Origin of the sequence: Bacillus sp. RB3 (assembly GCF_030164735.1) — a bacterium.
GTDB classification, from domain to species: domain Bacteria; phylum Bacillota; class Bacilli; order Bacillales; family Bacillaceae_G; genus Bacillus_A; species Bacillus_A cereus.
The window spans coordinates 1-21,487 of record NZ_JASNGE010000037.1; the positions used below are offsets into that span (position 1 = coordinate 1).

The window sequence follows — 21,487 nt, forward strand, 5'->3', positions numbered from 1 at the left end:
TACCGGGCTCATACCCTAGAGGCTGCCTAATGAAACGACCTGTCTAACTTTCGGGGGTCACTTCAAATTAGTGAAACGGCTTTTTTTGATGAAATCTATAAGCTGAAGAATGAATATTTGCTGATAATAAAGTTTGTTAATTTTTCTGGCTTTTCCTCAATGTAAACACCTAATTGTTGAAAAGTGTTATGTTTAGAATTAAGTCGGGATCTCTAAAGGTCACGTACATTCCAGACAATCTCACCACGTTCGTCATCCCACGTACTGTGATGACGCTTAAATCCTATCTTTTCTAGTACCCGGAGGGAAGCGATATTCCAAGCACCTACAGTCGACCAAAGTCTTTGGCGCCCAGTAGCAATCGCCGCGTCCAGTACAACAGATGCCGCCTCAGTCGCATAACCTTTACCATGAGCGCTGCGGAACAACTCGTATGCAATCTCCGGCTCTTCAAGTGTGGAACGACCGATAATCAAGCCGCAGTATCCGATGAAATCGCCTTCGTCTCTTCTTCGAATAGTGAGAAGGGAAATGCCATTTTCATCTGCCTTCTTACGCATCTCAATAAGCCGGTTACGAACGGAGTCGAGGGTCGGCATGTCCACACCACGTTCGCCAATTAATTTCCTCATCCAAACTGAATCGGATTCCTCCCACATACTCAGGTCAAGTCGTTCGGTTTTTAGCTGGAACTCCATAGTTTTAAATAAAGATGGCATAGTGGAACCTCCTAATTATGTCACTTAACTCATAATAGCTTCGCACCGCATCATGTTGAACCAATCGTTGATTCGCGAATTTATTTTCCTAACTCCCGCGAGAGTTTATAGCAACAGTATACAATAGTATTATTTTATGCATAAGCAATTCCTTTGCAAAATAGACCCTTTTCTCAAACTTTTCTTTCATTCTAAAGCCGTCCCGTTAAATACACAGGCTCCTACTATTTCTAAATGCATAAAATGGTAAGCGAAAGTATGGGGGGATACGATGTATAATTCAAATTATTATGATTGTTATAGGCAAAATGATAAGTTGATTGGTGATATTGAAAAAGCTATAAATGGAGAGTATAGCGCCATAAGCTGCTATGCAAAATTAGCGAATATGGCTCCAAATCAAGTAGAACAAAAACAAATTCTTGAAATTCGTAATGATGAAATAAAGCATTTCCACAACTTTGTACAAATTTATACGAACTTAACTGGCAGGCAGCCGAAACCACAAATTACTGAAGACTGCCCAAATACGTATTTACAAGGATTAGAGTTCGCTATACAAGATGAACAAAAAACAGTAGATTTTTATTTGGAAATTTCAGATGAGACATCCGATGTACATTTGAAAGAGTTGTTACGGAGAATAGCTGCGGATGAACAAAATCATGCAGTATGGTTTTTATATTATTTTGTAAAGTCGAAGTGAGCATTAAGAATGAACGGCTAATGTGGTGCATATATTAGAAATTATTTTAAAAGGCAGTGCAACAATTGAATGAAATATTTAAATGTAAGAAAAAGGAAACCGTTTCACTAATAGTGGAGCGGTTTTTTATGATGTACATATGTATCGACAAAATATAGTAATTACATTTCATATATAATGTATGAAAATGAATAAGTTAGGAGCAAGCATATGAAAAGAGGGATTTTTGTAGATATTCCAAATGAATACAGCAATGTACTTTGGAAAGTGTTAAACCCAATTGATATTACTGAATTTGATTGGCGAGTGAGGGATGAGGAGTCCTACTTAATAGCACGTGGTGAATTGGATGAGGCATTATTTCCAGAAGAACCAAGTGTAGTGGAAGGGTTAGCATTGAAAAAGTTAGTTAAAGACAACATATATTATCTTATTTTTGCAGATTTAAAAGCATATCCTAAAGGAGAAAAAACGATAGATATTGAAACATATGAAGAGTTTAAGGAAAGTAAGTGTGAGCTAATCGTATTAGCAGTGGATGCTCAATGCATACAAATTTATGCGAAAGATCAAAAAGCGATTGAATTGATGTATGAAAACGCACGGAATCAAGGATTTTATGTAGAATATATTACAGATGAAAATGATGGAAGGACTCGTTTGTCAGTATGGTAGCAATTTGAAAGGGGAAAGGCAATATGGAGAGCAATATAAGTAAAGAATATACAATTCGAATTGCTACTGAAAATGAAAGTGATAGTATTATCCTTTTATTAAAAGAAGTAGCACAATGGCTACAATATAAAGAAGTGGATCAGTGGCAGTATCTTTTAGGAGAGGAAGCTACGGCTGAAATACTAGAATGTATAAGAGAGAAATATACGTATATTGTTATGAAAGAAGATGAAATAGTTGGTACGATTACAGTTTCTCCTAAACAAAATGAATGGGATGAACATATTTTTGGTAAAGAGGAAGTTTCTAATTCATTATATATTCATAGATTTGCGGTGAAACGGAAGTATAAGGGGAACGGAATAGGAGAGAGGGTTTTACAGTGGATAGACGAGAATGTACAATGTGATAAAGAGTATTTGAAGTTAGATTGCGTTGGACATAATCGTACGCTGAATGATTTTTATAAAAGAAGTGGTTTTGAGTATGTTGGGAGTACAGATGGACTTAGTAAATTTCAAAAGAGAAGGGGCAAGTGAATGAATCAAATTCATACTGATTTAGTTAAAAGATTGATAGGGGAACAATTTCCCGAATGGGCCCATTTAGAAGTGAAACCTGTAAAGTTTAGTGGGCATGATAATAGGACGTTTCACTTAGGGTATGAGATGAGTGTAAGATTGCCAAGTGATGCGGCATATGCACCGCAAGTAGAGAAAGAAAATAGTTGGCTTCCTATATTAAGTAAGGGGCTTTCTTTACCGATTTCTACCCCACTTGCGAAAGGAAATCCGTCTGAAGCGTATCCATTGCCTTGGTCTATTAATAAGTGGATAGAGGGAGAAACAGTTACGAAACAAAACGTTCGGGATTTAAATGAATTTGCGGCGGACTTAGGATCTTTTTTAGTAGAATTGCAATCTATCAATGCGAGTAACGGACCTTTAGCTGGAACACATAATTTTTACCGAGGCGGGCTTATATCTGTATATGCTGAAGAGGCGAGAGTTGCTATTGAAAATAATAAGGATGTTTTTGACGAGGCATTATTAAAGCACCTTTGGAATGTAGCACTTAGTTCAACATGGGACCGTAAGCCAGTTTGGGTTCATGGGGATGTTGCACCTGGAAACTTACTCGTTAAGGACGGAAAGCTTTGTGCCGTAATTGATTTTGGTATTTTAGGAGTAGGGGATCCGGCTTGTGATGCAGCGATGGCGTGGACGTTTTTTGATGAAAATAGTAGAAATGTATTTAATGAAGTATTACGCATGGATGAAGAAACGTGGAATAGAGCGAGAGGATGGGCACTTTGGAAGGCGTTAATTACATATGATGCGAATAGGGATAGTAATGAAAAAGTAGCAGAAGAATCGTATCGTATCATTCAAGTGATTGTGGATGATTATGAGAGGTAGTAGAAAAAGCCTATTTTAAAATAGGCTTTTTTTATATGATGAAATAGTAGAAATGGAAAGAAGGAATCCAACATAATTATACAGAATATTTAGATAATAGGAGGTGTCGAATTTTGAGTGAAATTGAATTAAAGAGTAATGTAATTAAGACAGGGCAAGAGAAGGGAATTATTCTTCGGTTTATACTTGCTAGTCTCGTTGGAGTGTTTATGTTTTTCGTTCCTGTTACGATAAACGGTGCATCGTCTATTATGATTGATCATATCGTATCGTGGATTAGGGCTTCGGTTCCTGGCATAGTACCTTATTATGCATTATTTGTTATGGCAATTGGTGCGATTTATCCATTTTATACGAAGAAATGGAATGCATCTATCGTAGACATTTGTTTTTCTATTTTAAAAGTAGTTGGCGTTGTATTTGGCATATTATATTGTTTAAAAGTAGGACCAGCTTGGTTCTTTGCGCCAGATGTTGGACCGTTTTTGTATGAGAAGCTAGTCATATCAGTAAGTTTGCTCGTTCCAATTGGCTCGGCGTTTTTAGCGTTATTAGTCGGATATGGATTGCTTGAATTTATCGGTACATTTTGTCGGCCGATTATGAGGCCATTATGGAATACGCCGGGGAGATCGGCAATCGACGCAGTTGCGTCCTTCGTTGGAAGTTATTCGCTTGCTCTCCTTATTACGAATCGCGTGTATAAAGAAGGAAAGTATACGACAAAAGAAGCGGCGATTATCGCTACAGGATTTTCTACAGTATCCGCTACATTTATGATCATCATCGCAAAAACATTAGATATTATGCATTTATGGAATGTTTATTTTTGGACTACACTTGTTGTAACATTCATCGTGACTGCTATCACCGTAAGAATCCCGCCCCTCAGTAGAAAACCAGATACATATGTAACAGAAGAAGGGTTCCCAGAGCCTGTTTATAAAGAGAAAATGTTAGGACGTGCTTGGGAAGATGCGTTAGAAGTATCAAAGTCTGCACCGAGCATTATGAAAAATATTGCATTAAATTTAAAAGACGGATTTATTATGACGATGGGAATTTTACCATCCATTATGTCAGTAGGATTAATTGGTATCGTCTTAGCGAAGTTTACGCCAATATTTGATTGGATCAGTTATATTTTCTATCCGTTTACATGGCTATTACAATTACCAGAAGCAGACTTAGCCGCTAAAGCCGCATCAGTTGGTATTGCAGAAATGTTTTTACCGTCATTATTAGTAGTAAGTGCACCAATTGTGACAAAGTTTGTTATTGCAGTTGTTTCCGTATCATCTATTTTGTTTTTCTCCGCTTCCATTCCTTGTATATTATCAACAGATATTCCATTAAAAGTATCTGAACTTATTATTTTATATGTGCAGAGAACGATTTTAACGTTACTTATTATTACGCCGATTGCTTATTTATTGCTTTGAAGTTTTAATAAGATAAAGTTAAACAAAAGAAGCCGTCTGTAAAAAGAGGGCTTTTTTTGTTTAAAAGCGGGATATTCTTATTTATTTTTCGTATACGACGTAACGCTTCTTAAGAAGATTCCTAGTCCCGCAAAAAAGAACCCTAAGCATAATAAGCTGCCTGGCGTTCCCCAAGTAATTTGATCTAGCATTTTTTATCCCCTCCCGTTTATCATTATATAGAATTTATTGGAAATTATCAAAAAATTATTTTTTAAGGGTTACTGATGGGTCTTCCTACCTTATACGAGAAGAATATATTTGAAAAGAATTCTTTTCGTTATATTTTTTTATTCTTATAATACGTTTTTGATTCTTATGATATAGTAACAGCAAAGGGGGCTTAAAAATGGAAATTATTCACGAAAGAGCAAAGTTGCGGTTAATGGATAATACTGATGTCGAAACTTTGTTTTCGATTGTAGAAGGAAATCGGGATATTTGGGCGTATTTAATCTCTAAAATGGATAGTGTGCAAGATATGCAACAATACGTTCAAAAAGCGATAAAGGGCTACGGAAGAGGTAATCAAATACCTTTCGTAACCGTAGATCAACAGTCGAATAAGATTGTAGGAAGTACACGTTTATATAATATTTCAGTAGAAGATAAGACAGTTGAGTTAGGGCAAACGTGGTATCATCCGAGTGTACAACGTACGAGTATAAATACAGAGTGTAAGTATATGCTTCTCCAGTATGCTTTTGAAAAACTGCATATGCTGAGAGTGCAAATTAAGACGGATGCAAGAAATGAAAAAGCACAACGAGCAATTGAAAGATTAGGCGCAGTAAAAGAAGGTGTGCTTAGAAATGAAAGAAAATTACCGAATGGTTATGTGAGAGATGCGGTGGTGTACAGTATTATCTCGAGTGAATGGCCAGGCGTAAAAGAACAATTGTTAGAAAAATTAGAGTTATATAAAGAAAAGTTATAATTCGTGTTTTGAAAGGTATATTGTTCGTGAGACATGAAAAATATACCTTTTTTCTTACAAAATGCTACTTTATTTTAATTCCTTTTGTTTCATCGTTCCCTTCTGAGAAAAAATTCGTTACAATGTAGTTGTATGGTAATAAACTTATGAATTTAAAAAATGTAATGAAAACCGCAAATGAAAATGAATTGATAATCCTCAATTTTAAATGAAAACCCTTTTATACATAAATAACAAGTAAAGTTCCTTCTTTTAAATAAACTCAAACAAAACGATTTGATATAAATGTTTTTTATAGAAGTATGGATGATGTACGGAGGCAATTACAAATGAAAGAAAATAAGAAGAGTAAGAAAAGACGAATCTTTCAAGTATTTTTACTAATGATTTGTTCTGCTATTTTATATGTAAGTTATGCAGCTTACGATATTTGGAGTTATCGTTTTAAAGCAAATGATGACGTGAAAACGGATGCTGGTATCGTACTAGGAGCAGCTTCGTGGAACGGAAAACCATCTCCTGTATTTAAAGAAAGAATTAATCATGCGATTTCTTTATATAAGAACGGAAATATTAAAAAGATTATTTTTACAGGTGGTACAAAGTTCGAGGCAGAACTTGAGGAAGCACGTACTGCAAGAGTATATGCAATGAAACAAGGTGTAAAAGAGGAAGATATTTTAATTGAAACTAAATCCCTTTTCACTGAAGAAAATTTAAAAAATGCGAAGCAAGTTGGAATAGAGAACGGAATACGCACATACACGATTGTAAGTGATCCACTTCATATGAAACGCGCAATGAGAATTGCAAAACATATTAATATTGAAGCGTATGCTTCACCAACGCCGACATCAGCATATAAAACGTTAGACACAGAAATTCCATTCTTCTTTAAAGAATTATTCTCGTATATTGGATATGTAACCTCTTTGCCATTAAAGGCATTGAAGGGAGATTAACATAAGAAAAGAACCTATCCTTAAATAGGAACTTTTCTTATTAGTCAAAAACATTGTATTTTTATCGGAATAGTGAAACAATAGAGAGGTAGCTTCATATAATCATAATGAAAAAGTGAGCGGTTGATGAATCGAACATAAAGGAGATTATAGTATGGCACTCTCATTTGTTGAAACAGAAGAACAATCTTTCATTATTGCACAAATAAATAAATTGATTCCGAAGTTCATGGAAAGGGAGCATCAGCTAAGTGAATTGGGATCATTTCCGTATGAAAATATAAATGATTTGAAAGATATCGGATATACGAAATTAACGTTACCGAAGGAATTTGGTGGTAGTGCGATTTCTTTATATGACTTTGTTTTATTTCAAGAGAAAATCGCGGAAGGCTGCGGAGCTACTGCATTATCGATTGGCTGGCATCTTGGCATTGTGAAAGAGCTAGCGGAAAATCGCTCTTGGAATGATGAGATGTTCAAATGGTTTTGCGAAGAAGTACGTAATGGTGCGCTCTTTAACAGGGCAGCAACAGAACCGAAATCAGGGAGTCCGACGCGTGGCGGCAAACCAGAAACAATAGCGGTTCAACAAGGCGAGAAGTGGGTTATAAATGGAAGAAAAACTTTTACAACGATGGCGCCAGTACTTGATTATTTTATTATTTCAGCAAGTATGGAAGGCCAAGAAGAAGTTGGTGAGTTTGTTATTCCAAGAAATACACTCGGTGTATCTATTGAAGAAACGTGGGATAGCGTTGCAATGCGAGGGACTGCTAGCCACGACCTTGTCTTACAAAATGTAGAGATAGAAAGTCGCTTTTTTACAGATATAAAAGGCGGGAAAGTAAAACAAAAGGGGGTTGGCTGGTTGCTACATATACCAGCATGTTATTTAGGAATTGCACAATCAGCAAGAAATTATGCAGTTCAATTTGCGGAATCATACAAGCCAAACAGTTTAAACCATTCTATTAGTTTATTGCCGAATGTTAGAAGATTAGTTGGAGAATTAGAACTCGAGCTTATGCAAGCTCGCGTCTTTTTATATCAAATTGCGAAAAAGTACGATGAGGCAGAAGATAAACTATCACTGCAAGTAGAATTAGCAGCCGTGAAATATGCTGTAACAAATGCGGCGATATCTATAGTGGATAAATCGATGCGCATCGTAGGAGCAAAAAGTTTATCAGAAAAAAATCCGCTCCATCGTTACTATTTAAACGTCAGAGCAGGACTGCATAATCCACCGATGGATGATGCAACATTGTCTATGCTGGCGGATGCGGCGTTTCGGTCGTAGTTTTTAAAGCTTACATTTTATTGTTTATGGATATTATAGTTGTTTTGAAAGCACGGGTTTGATTAGTAATCAAACCCGTGCTTTTTATGTGTATGAAGTACTTAGTTGAGATGTAGGTTTTTAATATAAATGATTATCATGGTTTTGTGATTGTTTCTTGTTGAAAAATTCTTATTGTAATGCCAGTTTGGAGGCTGTATAAACATTTTTCGTATTTAATCCCAAATTAATGGTCTTTCTAAGTTTACCGTTCGTAAATATTGTAAAAATTGACCTGCATGGACCGCATCATGATAGGCAATTCGTAATAGCATATCGCCTAAATATCGTTGATAGCCAACATCGCTTCTATCAATAAGTCTTGAATCTAGCTCGGCTATGCTTATCGATTGAACATATTCTATGAAGTCAGTAAAGTATGATTGTGCCAATTCAATTTCTTTTTTTACACAAGTAATCGGCTCGTCATCATACGGGATACGTATGTCGTTTATTGAACCGTTGTTTTTTATAATCATATGGTAGTAAAAAGTTGAACTCCATACATGACGAATCATCTCACCAAAAGACATAGCCTCAGGATCAGGCTTCCAATTAAGAAAATTATTAGGAAGAGAATTCCATAATTTTTCTGAGCGCCTTCTCGTTTCTTTCAAATTTAATATACTAAGATCAATTGCATTCATAATACATTCTCCTTTACTATTAAACTTAAAATAATTGTATCAATTTAATAGTTAGGGTATCATCGAAATATGAATGTATATCCGAATATCTCATATATAGCTAAACTAATTGCTGAACCTACAAGAGCAATCATATTAGATTGTCTAATGAATAATCAGGCACTACCTGCTAGTGAATTGGCTTATATGGCAAAAGTGTCACATCCAACAATTAGTTCGCATCTTTCTAAATTAGTAGAAGGGAATTTACTTACAGTTGAACAACATGGTAGACATCGTTACTATCGACTTGCTAATCAAGAAGTTGCAGAAGTGCTTGAAAAGTTAGGGACAATTGCACCAACAGTTCAAGTTCGCTCTTTAAAACAATCAAGCCAACTAAAACAAATTCGTTATGCTCGAACTTGTTATGATCATCTTGCAGGCAAACTCGGTGTAGAGATAACTGAAAAATTACTAGATAGGCAATTTATAATTTTAGAGGATGGAGAATACATTGTAACGGAACAAGGTAAGCAATGGTTTCTGAATTTTGGAATAAATGTTGATGAGGCAGATACAAAAAGGAGGGTATTTGCAAAATCTTGCCTTGATTGGAGTGAACGACGCTACCATATTGCCGGTTGGTTAGGATCTGCAATAGCAAAACTATTTTTTGAACAGGAATGATTACAAAAACGGATAAGAACCGAGCTGTCCATCTTACAAAGAAAGGTGTAAAGTTATTGGAAGATCAATTAGGCATTGATATGAAAACTGAGGAAAGAAAAGCTTGAAATTAGAAAAGTCCGTCAAAATGACGGGTTTTTTCATTATGGTAGGAGTGTACATGAATAATAGGATGTTACCAATAATTGTTGCCAATAAAAAAATCTTTCTTTTCATTCTTCTTTTTTAAGTTTTAAAGGAGAAAGCTAGGCTTCTTATTTTTACTAATGTTATAATAAGAAAAAAGCACGAAAAGAGGTCATCTCATGCTAGAGGTTATTGCAACATGTTTAGAAGATGTAAAACGAATTGAAAGCGCTGGCGGGAAGCGGATTGAATTAATTTCATCTTATACAGAAGGTGGTTTAACACCGAGTTATGCTTTTATAAAAAAAGCGGTAGAAGCGGTAAGTATACCAATTCATGTTATGATTCGTCCGCATGCGAAGTCTTTTACATATACGGAAGAAGAAATTGAAATGATGAAAGAAGATATTATAGTTGCACAGAAGTTAGGAGCAGCTGGTGTAGTATTAGGCGTATTAAATGAACGAAATGAAGTGGATGAAGAGAAATTAGCGGACTTACTATCTGTTGTAGATGGAATAAATGTAACGTACCACCGTGCGATAGATGATATAGAAAATCCAGTAGAAGCGATGAGAACTTTAAAGAAGTTTCATAAAGTGACTCACGTTTTAACTTCAGGTGGACAAGGAAATATAGTAGAGAATATTCCGGTGCTTACAGAAATGCAAAAGGTAAGCGATGGTCAAATTCAGCTTGTAGCTGGAGCTGGCGTGACGAAAGAAAATATAAAGCGATTGCTAGATGAAACTGGAATCACGCAGGCGCATGTCGGTACAGCGGTAAGAGAAGGAAAATCATGTTTTTCTGAAATAGATCCTAATTTAGTACAAGAATTAGTTGAAATAATAAAATAAGTGCTTAAGAAAGAGGAGAAACGATGAAGGAAAATACGAAGAAAGAATTATTCTCTTGGGCTAAAACGATAGGTTTTACCCTTGTATTAATTGCTATTATTCGCGGTGTTTTATTTACACCTTCTTTAGTGCAAGGTGAATCAATGATGCCCACTTTAAAAAATAACGAACGAGTTCTCGTGAATAAGATTGGTTATAGTATAAGTGGATTAGATCGCTTTGATATTATCGTCTTCCACGGAAAAGAAGGATACGATTTAGTAAAACGAGTAATTGGTTTGCCAGGCGATACAGTTGAGTATAAAAATGATGTTTTATATGTAAACGGAAAAGCGATGGAAGAACCATATTTAAAAAAGTTTAAAGAAAAAGCAGTAGGTCGTGTATTAACTCCAGACTTTACGTTAGAACAAATCACTGGGAAAACGAAAGTGCCAGAAGGCCAAGTATTTGTTTTAGGGGATAATCGTGAAGTTTCTAAGGATGGTCGCATGTTTGGCTTTATTTCAGAAGATGAAATTGTCGGAAAAGGACAAGCTGTTTTCTGGCCGTTGGAACAAGTAAGAGCGTTATAAAGTGTGGTGAAGTATGGGAGAGATATTCTTCCATACTTTTTTATTTGCTTAAAATCTATTGATTGAATTGAAAGAGTATTTTATAATTTTAAATTATATGTTTGTTTCGAAAAATGGAATTTAAGTTCCGTAATTTGGAACGAAAGGGAGATAGAATGAGTATAAATAAAACGGCAGTTAAGACAATGGATATTTTAGAGTTGTTTTATGAGCATGAAGAGCTAAGTTTAACTGAGATGGTTCGGCTTACAAATATGCCGAAAACATCTGTTTATCGTTTAATTGGCTCGTTAGAAGAGATGGCGTTTTTACAAAAAAACGAAAAGGGGAAATATCGTTTAGGGGTCGTATTTTTACGGTTCGGTCAACTTGTTTCACAACGATTATCAGTAAGAAATATAGCAATTCCTTATATGAAAGAACTTAGAGATAGTTTAGGACAGGCAGTTAATTTAATAATTCAAGATGATAATGACGCAATTTACGTTGAAAAGATGGAGGGTGTTCAGCCGGTACGCGTGTATACGGCGGTTGGAAGAAGAGCACCGCTTTATGCTGGTGCATGTCCAAGAATTTTACTATCGTATTTCTCTGAGGAAGAGAAACGGAGATACATAGAGGAAGTGGATTTAAAACAGTTTGCAGATGGTACGATCGTGGATAAGGAACAATTGTTAGAAGTGTTGCAAATGGCAAAAAAGGAAGGCTACACAATTAGTTATTCTGAGTTAGAAAATCATACAGCCGCGATAGCAGCACCCATTTTCGCGAGCGATGGAACGGTTGTAGCAGGCATTAGTATTTCAGGATTAGCAATTGAGTACAGCGAAAGTAACATTTCATATTTTATTGCGAAGGTGAAAGAAACAGCGCATCGCATTTCGAAAGAACTCGGCTTTTTGGCATAGAAAGAGGGAGTAGGATGAAATTTTCTGCGTTAGGGGATCAAGCAATTATTGTTACATTTGGTGAAGAAATTAAGATGGGTATATATGAGAAAGTACAGCGGTTATTTAAAGCACTGCAGCAATATCCGTTTGCAGGAATGATTGAGTGTGTTCCGTCGTTTACTTCATTAGCTGTTTACTACAATGTATACGAAGTATGGAAGAGAAATGAGAGAAGTGAAAGGTCATATGATTACGTTCGCCAGTATATAAAGGAGCTGTGTGATTCTTATAAAGAAGAAGTAAAACAGGATATGAAACATATTTCTATACCAGTGTGCTACGGGGGAGAATATGGACCTGATTTAGAAGAGGTCGCGCATTATCACGGTTTACAAGTAGAAGATGTGATTCGAATACATAGTGAAACTACATATTTTGTATATATGCTTGGTTTTACACCAGGGTTCCCGTATTTAGGAGGACTATCAAAAGAATTAGAAACACCTAGAAAAGAAACACCACGATTACAAATCTCTCCTGGTTCAGTAGGTATTGGGGGAAATCAAACAGGTATTTATCCGCTTGAAACACCAGGTGGATGGAATATTATCGGCCGAACACCTATTACTCTATTTAATCCGAAAGAAGAAATACCAACATATATTCAAAGTGGTATGTATTTACGATTTATCCCGATAACGAAGGAAGAGTACGTATCGCTTGAGGGGGCTAAAGAATGGATGTAGAAGTTTTGCATGCAGGAATGTTTACAACAGTCCAAGATTTAGGGCGATCTTATTATCAACAGTTTGGTGTACCTGTTGGGGGTGCTATGGATAAAAATGCGCTTAGGCTCATCAATATGTTAGTCGGTAATGAAGAGAATGAAGCAGGATTAGAAATGACGATTTTAGGTCCTAAATTGTTAATAAAGAAAACGACTTTACTCGCAATTGGTGGGGTTGATATGGAACCGTTGTTAAATGGAGAACGTATCCCATTATGGCGTCCCATTTTAGCGGAAGAAGGTAGTATGCTTTGTTTTGGAAAAGTGAAAAGTGGTTGTAGAGCGTATGTGACTTTTGCGGGTGGTATACATATTGAGGGTACAATGGGAAGCAAAAGTACGTACATACGTGCTGCGATTGGTGGTATAGAAGGAAGAATGATGAAAAAAGGAGATTGTTTTCAAATTGGTACGTACTCAGAAATGGCGAATCGTTTCATTCAAGACTTACAAAAAGATGAGCGAATAAAAACGAAATGGGTAATTAGCAACAGCGTACTACCAAAGTATAAGAAACATCTTAAGCTTCGTGTCATAGCTGACTTTGAATACGATCAATTTACAGAAGAAAGTAGAAAGGCATTTTTTACGAAAGAGTATAAGGTATCTAATTATGCTGACCGTATGGGCTATAGGGTTGAGGGAGAAGTTTTAAATAGGATTGAAGAAAAAGAGATTTTATCGAGTCCTGTTACATTTGGAACCATTCAAGTTCCTAATGGCGGACAGCCGATTATATTAATGGCAGATAGGCAAACGACAGGTGGCTATCCGAGAATGGGAAATATCATTTCAGTAGATTTACCTCTTCTTGCCCAGCTAAAGCCGGGGGACTATGTTTCTTTTGAGAAAATTACGCTTGAAGAAGCGGAACAATTGTACATAGAACAGGAAGTAAATATGAATCTATTAAAGAAATTCATCGCTTTACGAAGCTGGAATTAGGAGGAATACATTGTGACTACAATTGATTTAAACTGTGATTTAGGAGAAAGTTTTGGAGCTTATAAAATGGGGAATGATGATGAAATTCTTCCGTTCGTTTCCTCTATAAACGTTGCTTGCGGTTTTCATGCGGGTGATCCGTCTATTATGCGTCAAACTGTTGAAAAAGCTTTGGAGTATAACGTAGCAATAGGGGCGCATCCTGGATTTCCTGATTTAATTGGATTTGGTAGAAGAAACATGAATGTTTCAGCAAGTGAAGTATATGATTATGTTTTATATCAAATCGGCGCATTAGACGGGTTTGTAAAAGTGGCTGGCGGGAAGATGCATCATGTAAAGCCGCACGGTGCCTTATATAATATGGCGGCGTCTAATCCGGAAATTGCAGATGCAATCGCAAAGGCAATTTATCATATAAATCCAAGTCTATTACTTTACGGATTAGCAAATAGCGAGGCGTTTATACAGGCTGCAGAAAAATACAATGTAACTCTCGTACAAGAGGCTTTTGCGGATCGTACGTATAAACAAGATGGTACATTAACGAGCCGTACAGAAGAAAATGCGCTTATAAAAGATGAAGACGAAGCGATAAAGCAAGTACTTCAAATGGTGAAAGAAGGCCATGTAAATTCGATCAATGGAGAGAAAGTAGCAGTTCAGGCGCAAACGATTTGTTTACACGGTGATGGGGAAAAAGCAGTGCAATTTGCAGAAAGAATATACAGAACATTCGGACATGATGGTATTTCTATATGTGCACCGAAATAAAAAATGAGGGGAAGTGTTGGAATTGGTGAAATTAATCGGGATATTATTAGTGGCAGTGGGCTTTTTATTTAGATTAAATACACTTTTAGTAGTTATGGTTGCAGGTATTGTTACTGGTATGGTTTCAGGATTAAGTTTTTATGATGTGATCAGCATGTTCGGTAAATTTTTCATAGAAAATAGATATATGTCTATGCCAATTATATTAACTTTACCGGTAATCGGAATTTTAGAGCGTTACGGTTTAAAAGAGAGAGCCGAAGCACTTATAACGAAATCAAAAGGAGCAACAACTGGAAGAGTATTAATGTCATATTTTACGATAAGAGAATCATCAGCAGCACTAGGGCTTAATATTGGTGGGCATGCGCAAACAGTAAGGCCGCTCGTTGCACCGATGGCAGAAGGGGCTGCGCAAGGTAAATACGGTAAACTTCCTGGAAAATTAAGAGAAAAGATTAAAGCAAACGCAGCTGCTGCGGAAAATACAGCTTGGTTTTTCGGAGAAGATATTTTCATCGCAACTGGTGCTATTTTATTAATGAAAGGATTCTTCGATTCAGTAGGTATGCATGTCGGTGTATGGGATATGGCACTTTGGGGCATTCCGACAGCAATATCTGCACTTATTGTAAGCTGGATTAGATTTAGAAGGTTTGATAAATATATAGAGAAAACAATGAAGGCAGAAGGAAAAGAAGAGAAGGAGGCAATCTAATATGAACATCATCACAATGGATACAATCTATTATGTATTAGGGATAATTGTTGCTTTTATCGCTGTTCGTATCGCATTCGATCGTGAACATCCAAACAGATTCGGTTCTAGTTTATTTTGGGCATTGTTTGCAGTTACATTTTTATTTGGAAATGTAATTCCTTCGTTTTACGTTGGCTGTATCGTGCTCGCTATGGTCGTTTTAGCCTCGCTAAATAAAGTGACAAAATCAGAGGAAAAAGAAGTTCCAGTACAAGAACGTGTAAAACATGCTGAGAAATTAAAAAATAAAATTTTTATGCCTGCACTATTAATTCCTATTTTTACAATTATCGGTACGTTGACGTTAGGGAAAATTAAATGGGGAAATGTCTCTCTTGTTGATCCAGATAAAGTAACTTTAGTTGCATTAGCGCTTGGTGCATTACTCGCATTTGTCGCGGCGATGCGTATTACAAAATCGAAAATAACAACGCCTGTTCAAGAAGGAAGCAGACTATTACAAGCTGTCGGCTGGGCTGTTATTTTACCACAAATGTTAGCGGCACTTGGCGGTATTTTCGCGAAGTCGGGCGTTGGACAAGTCGTTTCTGATTTAGTCGGACAAGTGTTACCGACAGAGTATCCGTTCGTTGCTGTTATGGCGTACTGTTTAGGCATGATGCTATTTACAGTCGTAATGGGAAATGCATTCGCAGCGTTTGCTGTTATTACTGGCGGAATTGGCTTACCTTTAATAGTTCAAATGCACGGCGGAAACCCAGCAATTATGGCAGCACTCGGTATGTTTGCTGGATATTGCGGAACACTGCTTACGCCAATGGCAGCAAACTTTAATATCGTACCTGCGATGCTTTTAGAGCTAAAGGATAAAAATGCGGTTATTAAAGCGCAAGTACCAATTGCTCTTTCAATTTTTATCATAAATATGTTTATTATGTACGGCCTTGTATATCGTTTTTAATTAGGAGGATAAAACTATGAAAACAGTATTATTAACAGGGTTTGATCCGTTTGGCGGAGAAAATATCAATCCAGCTTGGGAAGTAGCAAAAGGTTTGCATGAAAAAACAATTGGAGAATACAAGATAATAAGCAAACAAATACCAACTGTATTTCATAAATCAATAAGCGTATTAAAAGAGTATATAGAAGAACTGGGGCCGGAAATTACTATATGTATCGGACAAGCTGGGGGCAGACCAGATATTACGATAGAACGTGTCGCAATTAATATTGATGATGCAAGAATTGCTGATAATGAAGGGAATCAGCCAGTAGATGTACCGGTTGTAGAAGAAGGAGCGATTGCGTATTGGTCTACACTTCCGATGAAAGCAATCGTAAAAAAACTTCGCGAAGAGGGCATACCGTCATCTGTGTCACAGACGGCAGGCACATTCGTTTGTAATCACTTATTCTATGGACTTATGCATGAATTAGAGAAACATGATAAGAAAATAAAAGGCGGATTCATTCATATTCCGTTTTTACTAGAACAAGCGAGTAATTATCCAGGGCAACCGAGTATGTCACTTTCTACTATTAGTAAGGGAATAGAATTGGCAATTGAAGTAACGATGACAGTTGAAGTAGATATTGTAGAGATTGGGGGCGCAACGCATTAAGTAAAATGAATTGTACAACACCTCCTGTAAACAACTGGTATAATAAGAATAGGAAAATACATAGAGGTGATTTTTGTGCAACAATTTGAAGAAGTACGTTTAATTTTAGAAAAAGCGAAGAAAATTACAGTATTAACAGGCGCTGGTGCAAGTACGGAAAGTGGTATCCCAGATTTCCGTTCAGCAAATGGATTGTATGCTGATGCGAATGTGGAGATGTATTTATCAAGAGGGTACTATAACCGAAGTCCGAAAGAATTTTGGAAGCATTATAAAGAAATCTTTCAAATTAATACGTTCCATCAATATAAACCAAATCGTGGACATCGTTTTTTAGCTGAGCTAGAAGAACAAGGGAAAGATATTACGATTTTAACGCAAAATATTGACGGTTTACATCAATTAGGTGGCAGTAAACATGTCATTGATTTACATGGAACACTTCAAACAGCACATTGTCCGAAGTGTAAAGCGGGATATGATTTACAGTATATGATTGATCATGAAGTGCCGCGCTGTGAGAAGTGTAATTTCATTTTAAATCCAGACGTTGTTTTATACGGAGATACACTGCCTCAATATCAAAATGCGATGAAACGTTTATATGAAACAGATGTACTTCTCGTTATGGGAACGTCATTAAAAGTACAACCTGTCGCTTCATTCCCGGAAATCGCAAAGAGAGAAGTAGGGGCAACAACTATTTTAGTAAATGAAGAGTTAACAGGACAGGAATATAACTTTGATTATGTTTTTCAAAATAAAATTGGTGAATTTGTTGAAGAGGTATCTTTAATGAAATAAGTTATCGAAAAAACTGAGGTAGATACCTCAGTTTTTTATTTGAGTAATCGCTGTTTTAAGCCATATGAAAACATTTTGATAATGTAGTAACAACATCTCTATAATTTATAAAAATAAATTTGCTCCATTTTTCTTTTAGAATAATATTCATGTTATTTTGCATTCAGGGAATGGTAATAAATAGGATATAAAAATAAAAAACTGAAAATTAAATCTTTTATTTCTTATATAATTAATATAAAATTCTATATATATCATATAAATAAATTTGATACATAATGACTTTGCGTAGAAATGTTAATAGAATGAAGCGAGGGAGCGAAATGAGACAGAAAAAGGAGCAGAAAAAACTATCGAAAAAGAAAAAGACTCATATTCCATTTCGGTTAAATGTACTATTTTTTATTGTCTTTCTTTTATTTTCAGCTATTATAATTCAATTAGGTAAAGTACAAATCATTGATGGAGAAACGTATAGAAATGAAGTAAATAAAAAGGAAGATGTAACGGTAAGCACTCCCGTTCCTAGAGGGAAAATGTTTGATCGGCAAGGTCACGTTATTGTAAATAATAAACCATTGCGAACCGTTACATATACGAAAATGAGAGGAGTAGACTCGAAAGAAGTTTTACAAGTAGCAAGAGATTTAGCTAAGCTAATTGAAATGTCGCAAGAGGACATAGACAAGTTAACAGAAACAGATAAAAAGGATTTTTGGATGCAGTTAAATGAAAAGCGGGCAGCAGCGAAAGTAACGAAAGAAGATGAGAGTAAATTTAGAAAGCAAGAAATAGAAGGAAAAGAGTTAGATAAAAAAGTAGAAGAACTGCGCCGGGAAAGAATTACACAAGAAGAATTAAGTGAACTTTCAAAAGAAGACCTAGAAGTACTAGCCATTAAAAGCAAAATGAATGCGGGATATAAAATGACGCCGCAAATCGTTAAAAAAGATGTAAGTCAAAATGAATATGCTGTCGTTAGTGAAAGGTTGGCAAGTTTACCGGGGGTAGATACGACAGTAGATTGGGAACGTGAATACCCAAATGATAAAATACTGCGCTCTATACTAGGTAGCGTTTCTAATGAAAATGAAGGGTTGCCAAGAGAACAATTAGATTATTATTTAGTTCGTGATTATAATCGAAACGACCGTATTGGTAAAAGTTACATTGAAAAACAATACGAAGATGCACTACATGGAACGAAAGAACAGTCTAAAAATATTATGGATAAAGCAGGGAAGATTGTTCGAACAGAAAAAGTGACTGAAGGAAAAAGTGGAAATAACTTGATGTTAACAGTCGATATGGATTTACAGAAAAGAGTAGAGGGAAGCCTTGAAAAGAATTTACGAGCCTTTCATGCTGCAGAGCCGATGATGGATCGTGCGTTCGTAGTAATGATGAATCCGAAAAACGGTCAAATTTTATCAATGGCAGGAAAGAAAATTGTAAATAAAGATGGCGGTATGCAAATAGAAGATTATGCATTAGGAACGATGACAAGTTCTTATGAGTTAGGGTCAACTGTAAAAGGGGCTACTTTATTAACTGGATATCAAACAGAAGCGATTAAGCCGTATACACATTTCTTTGATGCGCCAATGTATTTTAAAGGAAGTTCTAAGCCGAAGAAATCGTGGAAAGAATTTGGGGATATTGATGATTTAAGAGCTTTGCAAGTGTCATCGAACGTTTATATGTTTAATACGGCTTTAAAAATGGCAGGCATTAATTATGTCCCAAACAATCCATTAGATATTAAACAAGAAACATTTAATAAAATGCGCTACTATTTTAGACAATTTGGCCTAGGTGTGTCGACTGGTATTGACCTGCCAAATGAATCAATTGGTCAAGTAGGTAGAACTGATAACATACCCGGATTTTTACTTGATTACGCGATTGGACAGTATGATACATATACGCCGCTTCAGCTTGCACAATATATTTCAACCATTGCAAATGGCGGTTACCGAATGAAGCCACAAATTGTACAAGAAGTTAGAGAGCAACCGAATAGACCAGAGGATGTAGGAAAAGTCGTTCGGTCGATTGAACCAGTTGTATTAAATAGAGTGGATATGGACACTTCGTACATTAATCATGTAAAAGAAGGATTTAGAAGAGTTTTTCAAGAAGCTGACGGAACAGGTACCGGAACGTTTAAAGGTCTACCATATAAACCAGCGGGAAAAACAGGAACAGCTGAGACAGTATATGGTGGAGAAAGTGATATTGGAAGAGATGAGAACAACAACCGAAAAAAATGTTATAATTTAACTCTTGCCGGTTATGCACCATATGATGCTGATCCGGAAGTAGCTTTTTCAGTTGTTGTACCATGGGTGAATGATGATAAATCAGGAATTAATTCTGCGATTGGTAAAGAGATTTTGGATGCGTATTTTGAATTAAAAACAAATAGATCAAATACAAATTCAATTCCAGTAGAACAACCGAACAAGGCACAGTAAAAATAGTATCACTGCATGGAAACATATTGTGCAGTGATATATTTTTTGAGTTAAAAAGCGCTTTATAAGGTGGGAATGGATATGAAAAAGGAGATTAAGAGAGGCTGGGGAAAGTACATACTATTTATATTGGTGATAGTCATAGGCTACCATTCTTTTACTTTATGTAAGGTGGAAGGGGAATCGATGCAGCCGACTTTATATGAAGAAGACTACGTATTTGTAAATAAAGCAGTAGTACGTCTTTCTAATTTACAACACGGAGAAATTGTCATTATAAAGGAAGCGGATGAATCGAAATATTATGTGAAACGTGTAATAGGGCTTCCTGGTGATGTAATTAACATAACGAACGGAAAGGTATATGTGAACGATAAAAAGCAAGAAGAACCATATACAAACAAAGATTTATTTAACAACACACAAGTGTTTTATAACTTTCAAAAGACAAAAATTCCGCCAAATAAGTTATTTGTAATGGGAGATAACCGCGAAGTAAGTAGAGATAGTCGAAATGGCTTAGGATATATTGAAGAAGATAACATAATTGGCAAGGTGGAATTTGTATATTATCCTTTTTCAAAAATGAAAATAATAGAATAAGTGGGAAAGGAGCAAAACCCCACTTATTAAAGTTTCACTTTATTTTCTTTAAAAAACCTTTTGGATTAAATGATATGAAAAATTTATGTTTAGACTCGTCGATACTTGAAAATAAGCCAAATAACTCATGTGGAAAATGAAAGGAAATGATCGTATGTACAAATACACAATTTGCTTTATTAGAAAAAGCGATAAAATACTGCTATTAAATAGAAATAAAAAGCCGAATATGGGGATGTGGAATGGTGTTGGAGGAAAAATAGAAGATAATGAAACGCCATACGAAGGAATAATTAGAGAAACATTTGAGGAAACGGGCATAGAACTTTCAAGTGTAACGTATAAAGGGACTGTTGGTTTTAAGGGTAAAGATGAGCCCCAGGCTAGTGAAGGAATGTATGTGTTCGTTGCTGATTTGCCAGATGGAATGCAAATGAATACACCATTACGTACGGCTGAAGGTCTATTAGAATGGAAAGAAATTGATTGGATATTAGATGGTGATAATAGAGGAGTAGTTAGCAATTTACCAAAATACTTACCGACAGTATTAACAGAAGAAAATAAGTTAGAACATATGTTTACGTATGATAACCGGAATATTATTCATTACACAACTGCATGTTTGACAGAAGATGATGCGAACAAGCGATATGAAAAACAACTCATTTCTCAATAGAAGAGGAAAGTGAAAAATCACGTTTTTGCTCTCATCATATATGCGAGGTGATTATATGTTTCAGAAAT

The 21,487-nt window shown here is 35.8% G+C and carries 23 protein-coding genes and 2 pseudogenes; 22 read left to right on the forward strand and 3 right to left on the reverse strand.

Going from position 1 to position 21,487, the window contains the following annotated elements; translation table 11 throughout:
- Positions 1–212: 212 nt before the first annotated feature.
- On the reverse strand, positions 213–719 hold the full coding sequence (locus QO049_RS26520; RefSeq protein ID WP_001139531.1) for a GNAT family N-acetyltransferase: 507 nt from the start codon (positions 717–719) through the stop codon (positions 213–215).
- Positions 720–990: 271 nt separating this feature from the next.
- Here QO049_RS26520 and QO049_RS26525 point away from each other — a divergent pair, with 271 nt between their 5' ends.
- The 8 genes from QO049_RS26525 to QO049_RS26560 all read left to right on the forward strand — a co-directional run bounded on the left by QO049_RS26525 (position 991) and on the right by QO049_RS26560 (position 8,201).
- Positions 991–1,425, forward strand: coding sequence for a ferritin-like domain-containing protein (locus QO049_RS26525; protein WP_246960399.1), 435 nt, complete (start codon positions 991–993; stop codon positions 1,423–1,425).
- 210 nt (positions 1,426–1,635) lie between these two features.
- Entirely contained in the window at positions 1,636–2,100 is a 465-nt protein-coding gene (locus tag QO049_RS26530; protein WP_000820157.1) for a DUF2691 family protein, read from the forward strand.
- A 23-nt stretch (positions 2,101–2,123) separates the two neighbouring features.
- Positions 2,124–2,639 (forward strand): GNAT family N-acetyltransferase, encoded by a 516-nt coding sequence (locus QO049_RS26535; protein ID WP_053512486.1) that lies wholly within the window; start codon positions 2,124–2,126, stop codon positions 2,637–2,639.
- Positions 2,640–3,518 (forward strand): aminoglycoside phosphotransferase family protein, encoded by an 879-nt coding sequence (locus tag QO049_RS26540; protein ID WP_246960397.1) that lies wholly within the window; start codon positions 2,640–2,642, stop codon positions 3,516–3,518. It abuts the gene before it with no gap.
- Between the two features lie 113 nt (positions 3,519–3,631).
- A complete protein-coding gene (locus QO049_RS26545) occupies positions 3,632–4,960 on the forward strand; it encodes a YjiH family protein (RefSeq protein ID WP_098877819.1) in 1,329 nt (442 codons plus the stop codon).
- 388 nt (positions 4,961–5,348) lie between these two features.
- Positions 5,349–5,936, forward strand: coding sequence for a GNAT family N-acetyltransferase (locus QO049_RS26550; RefSeq protein WP_000402584.1), 588 nt, complete (start codon positions 5,349–5,351; stop codon positions 5,934–5,936).
- Between the two features lie 329 nt (positions 5,937–6,265).
- A complete protein-coding gene (locus QO049_RS26555) occupies positions 6,266–6,898 on the forward strand; it encodes a YdcF family protein (protein ID WP_000662216.1) in 633 nt (210 codons plus the stop codon).
- A 154-nt stretch (positions 6,899–7,052) separates the two neighbouring features.
- Entirely contained in the window at positions 7,053–8,201 is a 1,149-nt protein-coding gene (locus tag QO049_RS26560) for an acyl-CoA dehydrogenase family protein (protein ID WP_246960392.1), read from the forward strand.
- A gap of 215 nt (positions 8,202–8,416) precedes the next feature.
- Here the strand turns inward: QO049_RS26560 and QO049_RS26565 are convergent, their stop codons facing one another.
- The gene (locus QO049_RS26565; RefSeq protein WP_000991284.1) at positions 8,417–8,887 is read right to left on the reverse strand and encodes a DinB family protein; all 471 of its coding nucleotides are present in this window, start codon (positions 8,885–8,887) and stop codon (positions 8,417–8,419) included.
- A 69-nt stretch (positions 8,888–8,956) separates the two neighbouring features.
- On the opposite strand from QO049_RS26565, the pseudogene QO049_RS26570 reads away from it, so the two are divergent.
- From QO049_RS26570 to lepB (QO049_RS26630), 13 genes and pseudogenes are all read left to right on the forward strand, one after another.
- A pseudogene (locus tag QO049_RS26570) lies at positions 8,957–9,663 on the forward strand (ArsR/SmtB family transcription factor).
- Between the two features lie 198 nt (positions 9,664–9,861).
- Positions 9,862–10,539 (forward strand): copper homeostasis protein CutC, encoded by a 678-nt coding sequence (locus tag QO049_RS26575; RefSeq protein WP_000895111.1) that lies wholly within the window; start codon positions 9,862–9,864, stop codon positions 10,537–10,539.
- 23 nt (positions 10,540–10,562) lie between these two features.
- Positions 10,563–11,114 (forward strand): signal peptidase I, encoded by a 552-nt coding sequence (gene lepB / locus QO049_RS26580; RefSeq protein ID WP_000662498.1) that lies wholly within the window; start codon positions 10,563–10,565, stop codon positions 11,112–11,114.
- A gap of 155 nt (positions 11,115–11,269) precedes the next feature.
- Positions 11,270–12,022: an IclR family transcriptional regulator gene (locus QO049_RS26585; RefSeq protein WP_000026390.1), complete on the forward strand. Its 753-nt coding sequence runs from the start codon at positions 11,270–11,272 to the stop codon at positions 12,020–12,022.
- Positions 12,023–12,036: 14 nt separating this feature from the next.
- Positions 12,037–12,750: a 5-oxoprolinase subunit PxpB gene (gene pxpB / locus QO049_RS26590; RefSeq protein ID WP_246960386.1), complete on the forward strand. Its 714-nt coding sequence runs from the start codon at positions 12,037–12,039 to the stop codon at positions 12,748–12,750.
- The gene (locus QO049_RS26595) at positions 12,741–13,736 is read left to right on the forward strand and encodes a 5-oxoprolinase subunit C family protein (protein ID WP_246960383.1); all 996 of its coding nucleotides are present in this window, start codon (positions 12,741–12,743) and stop codon (positions 13,734–13,736) included. The genes pxpB and QO049_RS26595 overlap by 10 nt, the downstream gene beginning before the upstream one ends.
- Before the next feature lie 12 nt (positions 13,737–13,748).
- Entirely contained in the window at positions 13,749–14,510 is a 762-nt protein-coding gene (gene pxpA / locus QO049_RS26600; RefSeq protein WP_016110256.1) for a 5-oxoprolinase subunit PxpA, read from the forward strand.
- Positions 14,511–14,532: 22 nt separating this feature from the next.
- Positions 14,533–15,228, forward strand: coding sequence for a DUF969 domain-containing protein (locus QO049_RS26605; RefSeq protein ID WP_141540091.1), 696 nt, complete (start codon positions 14,533–14,535; stop codon positions 15,226–15,228).
- A 1-nt stretch (position 15,229) separates the two neighbouring features.
- The gene (locus QO049_RS26610) at positions 15,230–16,192 is read left to right on the forward strand and encodes a DUF979 domain-containing protein (protein ID WP_001021658.1); all 963 of its coding nucleotides are present in this window, start codon (positions 15,230–15,232) and stop codon (positions 16,190–16,192) included.
- Between the two features lie 16 nt (positions 16,193–16,208).
- Positions 16,209–16,856, forward strand: a complete 648-nt coding sequence (pcp, locus tag QO049_RS26615; RefSeq protein WP_284489641.1) for a pyroglutamyl-peptidase I — start codon at positions 16,209–16,211, stop codon at positions 16,854–16,856.
- A 75-nt stretch (positions 16,857–16,931) separates the two neighbouring features.
- Positions 16,932–17,660: an NAD-dependent protein deacylase gene (locus tag QO049_RS26620; RefSeq protein ID WP_141543170.1), complete on the forward strand. Its 729-nt coding sequence runs from the start codon at positions 16,932–16,934 to the stop codon at positions 17,658–17,660.
- 323 nt (positions 17,661–17,983) lie between these two features.
- Entirely contained in the window at positions 17,984–20,137 is a 2,154-nt protein-coding gene (locus QO049_RS26625) for a peptidoglycan D,D-transpeptidase FtsI family protein (RefSeq protein WP_001249181.1), read from the forward strand.
- 81 nt (positions 20,138–20,218) lie between these two features.
- A complete protein-coding gene (gene lepB / locus QO049_RS26630) occupies positions 20,219–20,740 on the forward strand; it encodes a signal peptidase I (RefSeq protein ID WP_001986493.1) in 522 nt (173 codons plus the stop codon).
- Between the two features lie 34 nt (positions 20,741–20,774).
- Here the strand turns inward: lepB (QO049_RS26630) and QO049_RS26635 are convergent.
- Positions 20,775–20,843: pseudogene (locus QO049_RS26635) on the reverse strand (cephalosporin hydroxylase); the annotation flags it as partial.
- Positions 20,844–20,894: 51 nt separating this feature from the next.
- Between QO049_RS26635 and QO049_RS26640 the strand changes: the two are divergent.
- On the forward strand, positions 20,895–21,419 hold the full coding sequence (locus QO049_RS26640) for an NUDIX hydrolase (protein ID WP_000280182.1): 525 nt from the start codon (positions 20,895–20,897) through the stop codon (positions 21,417–21,419).
- Positions 21,420–21,487 lie beyond the last annotated feature (68 nt).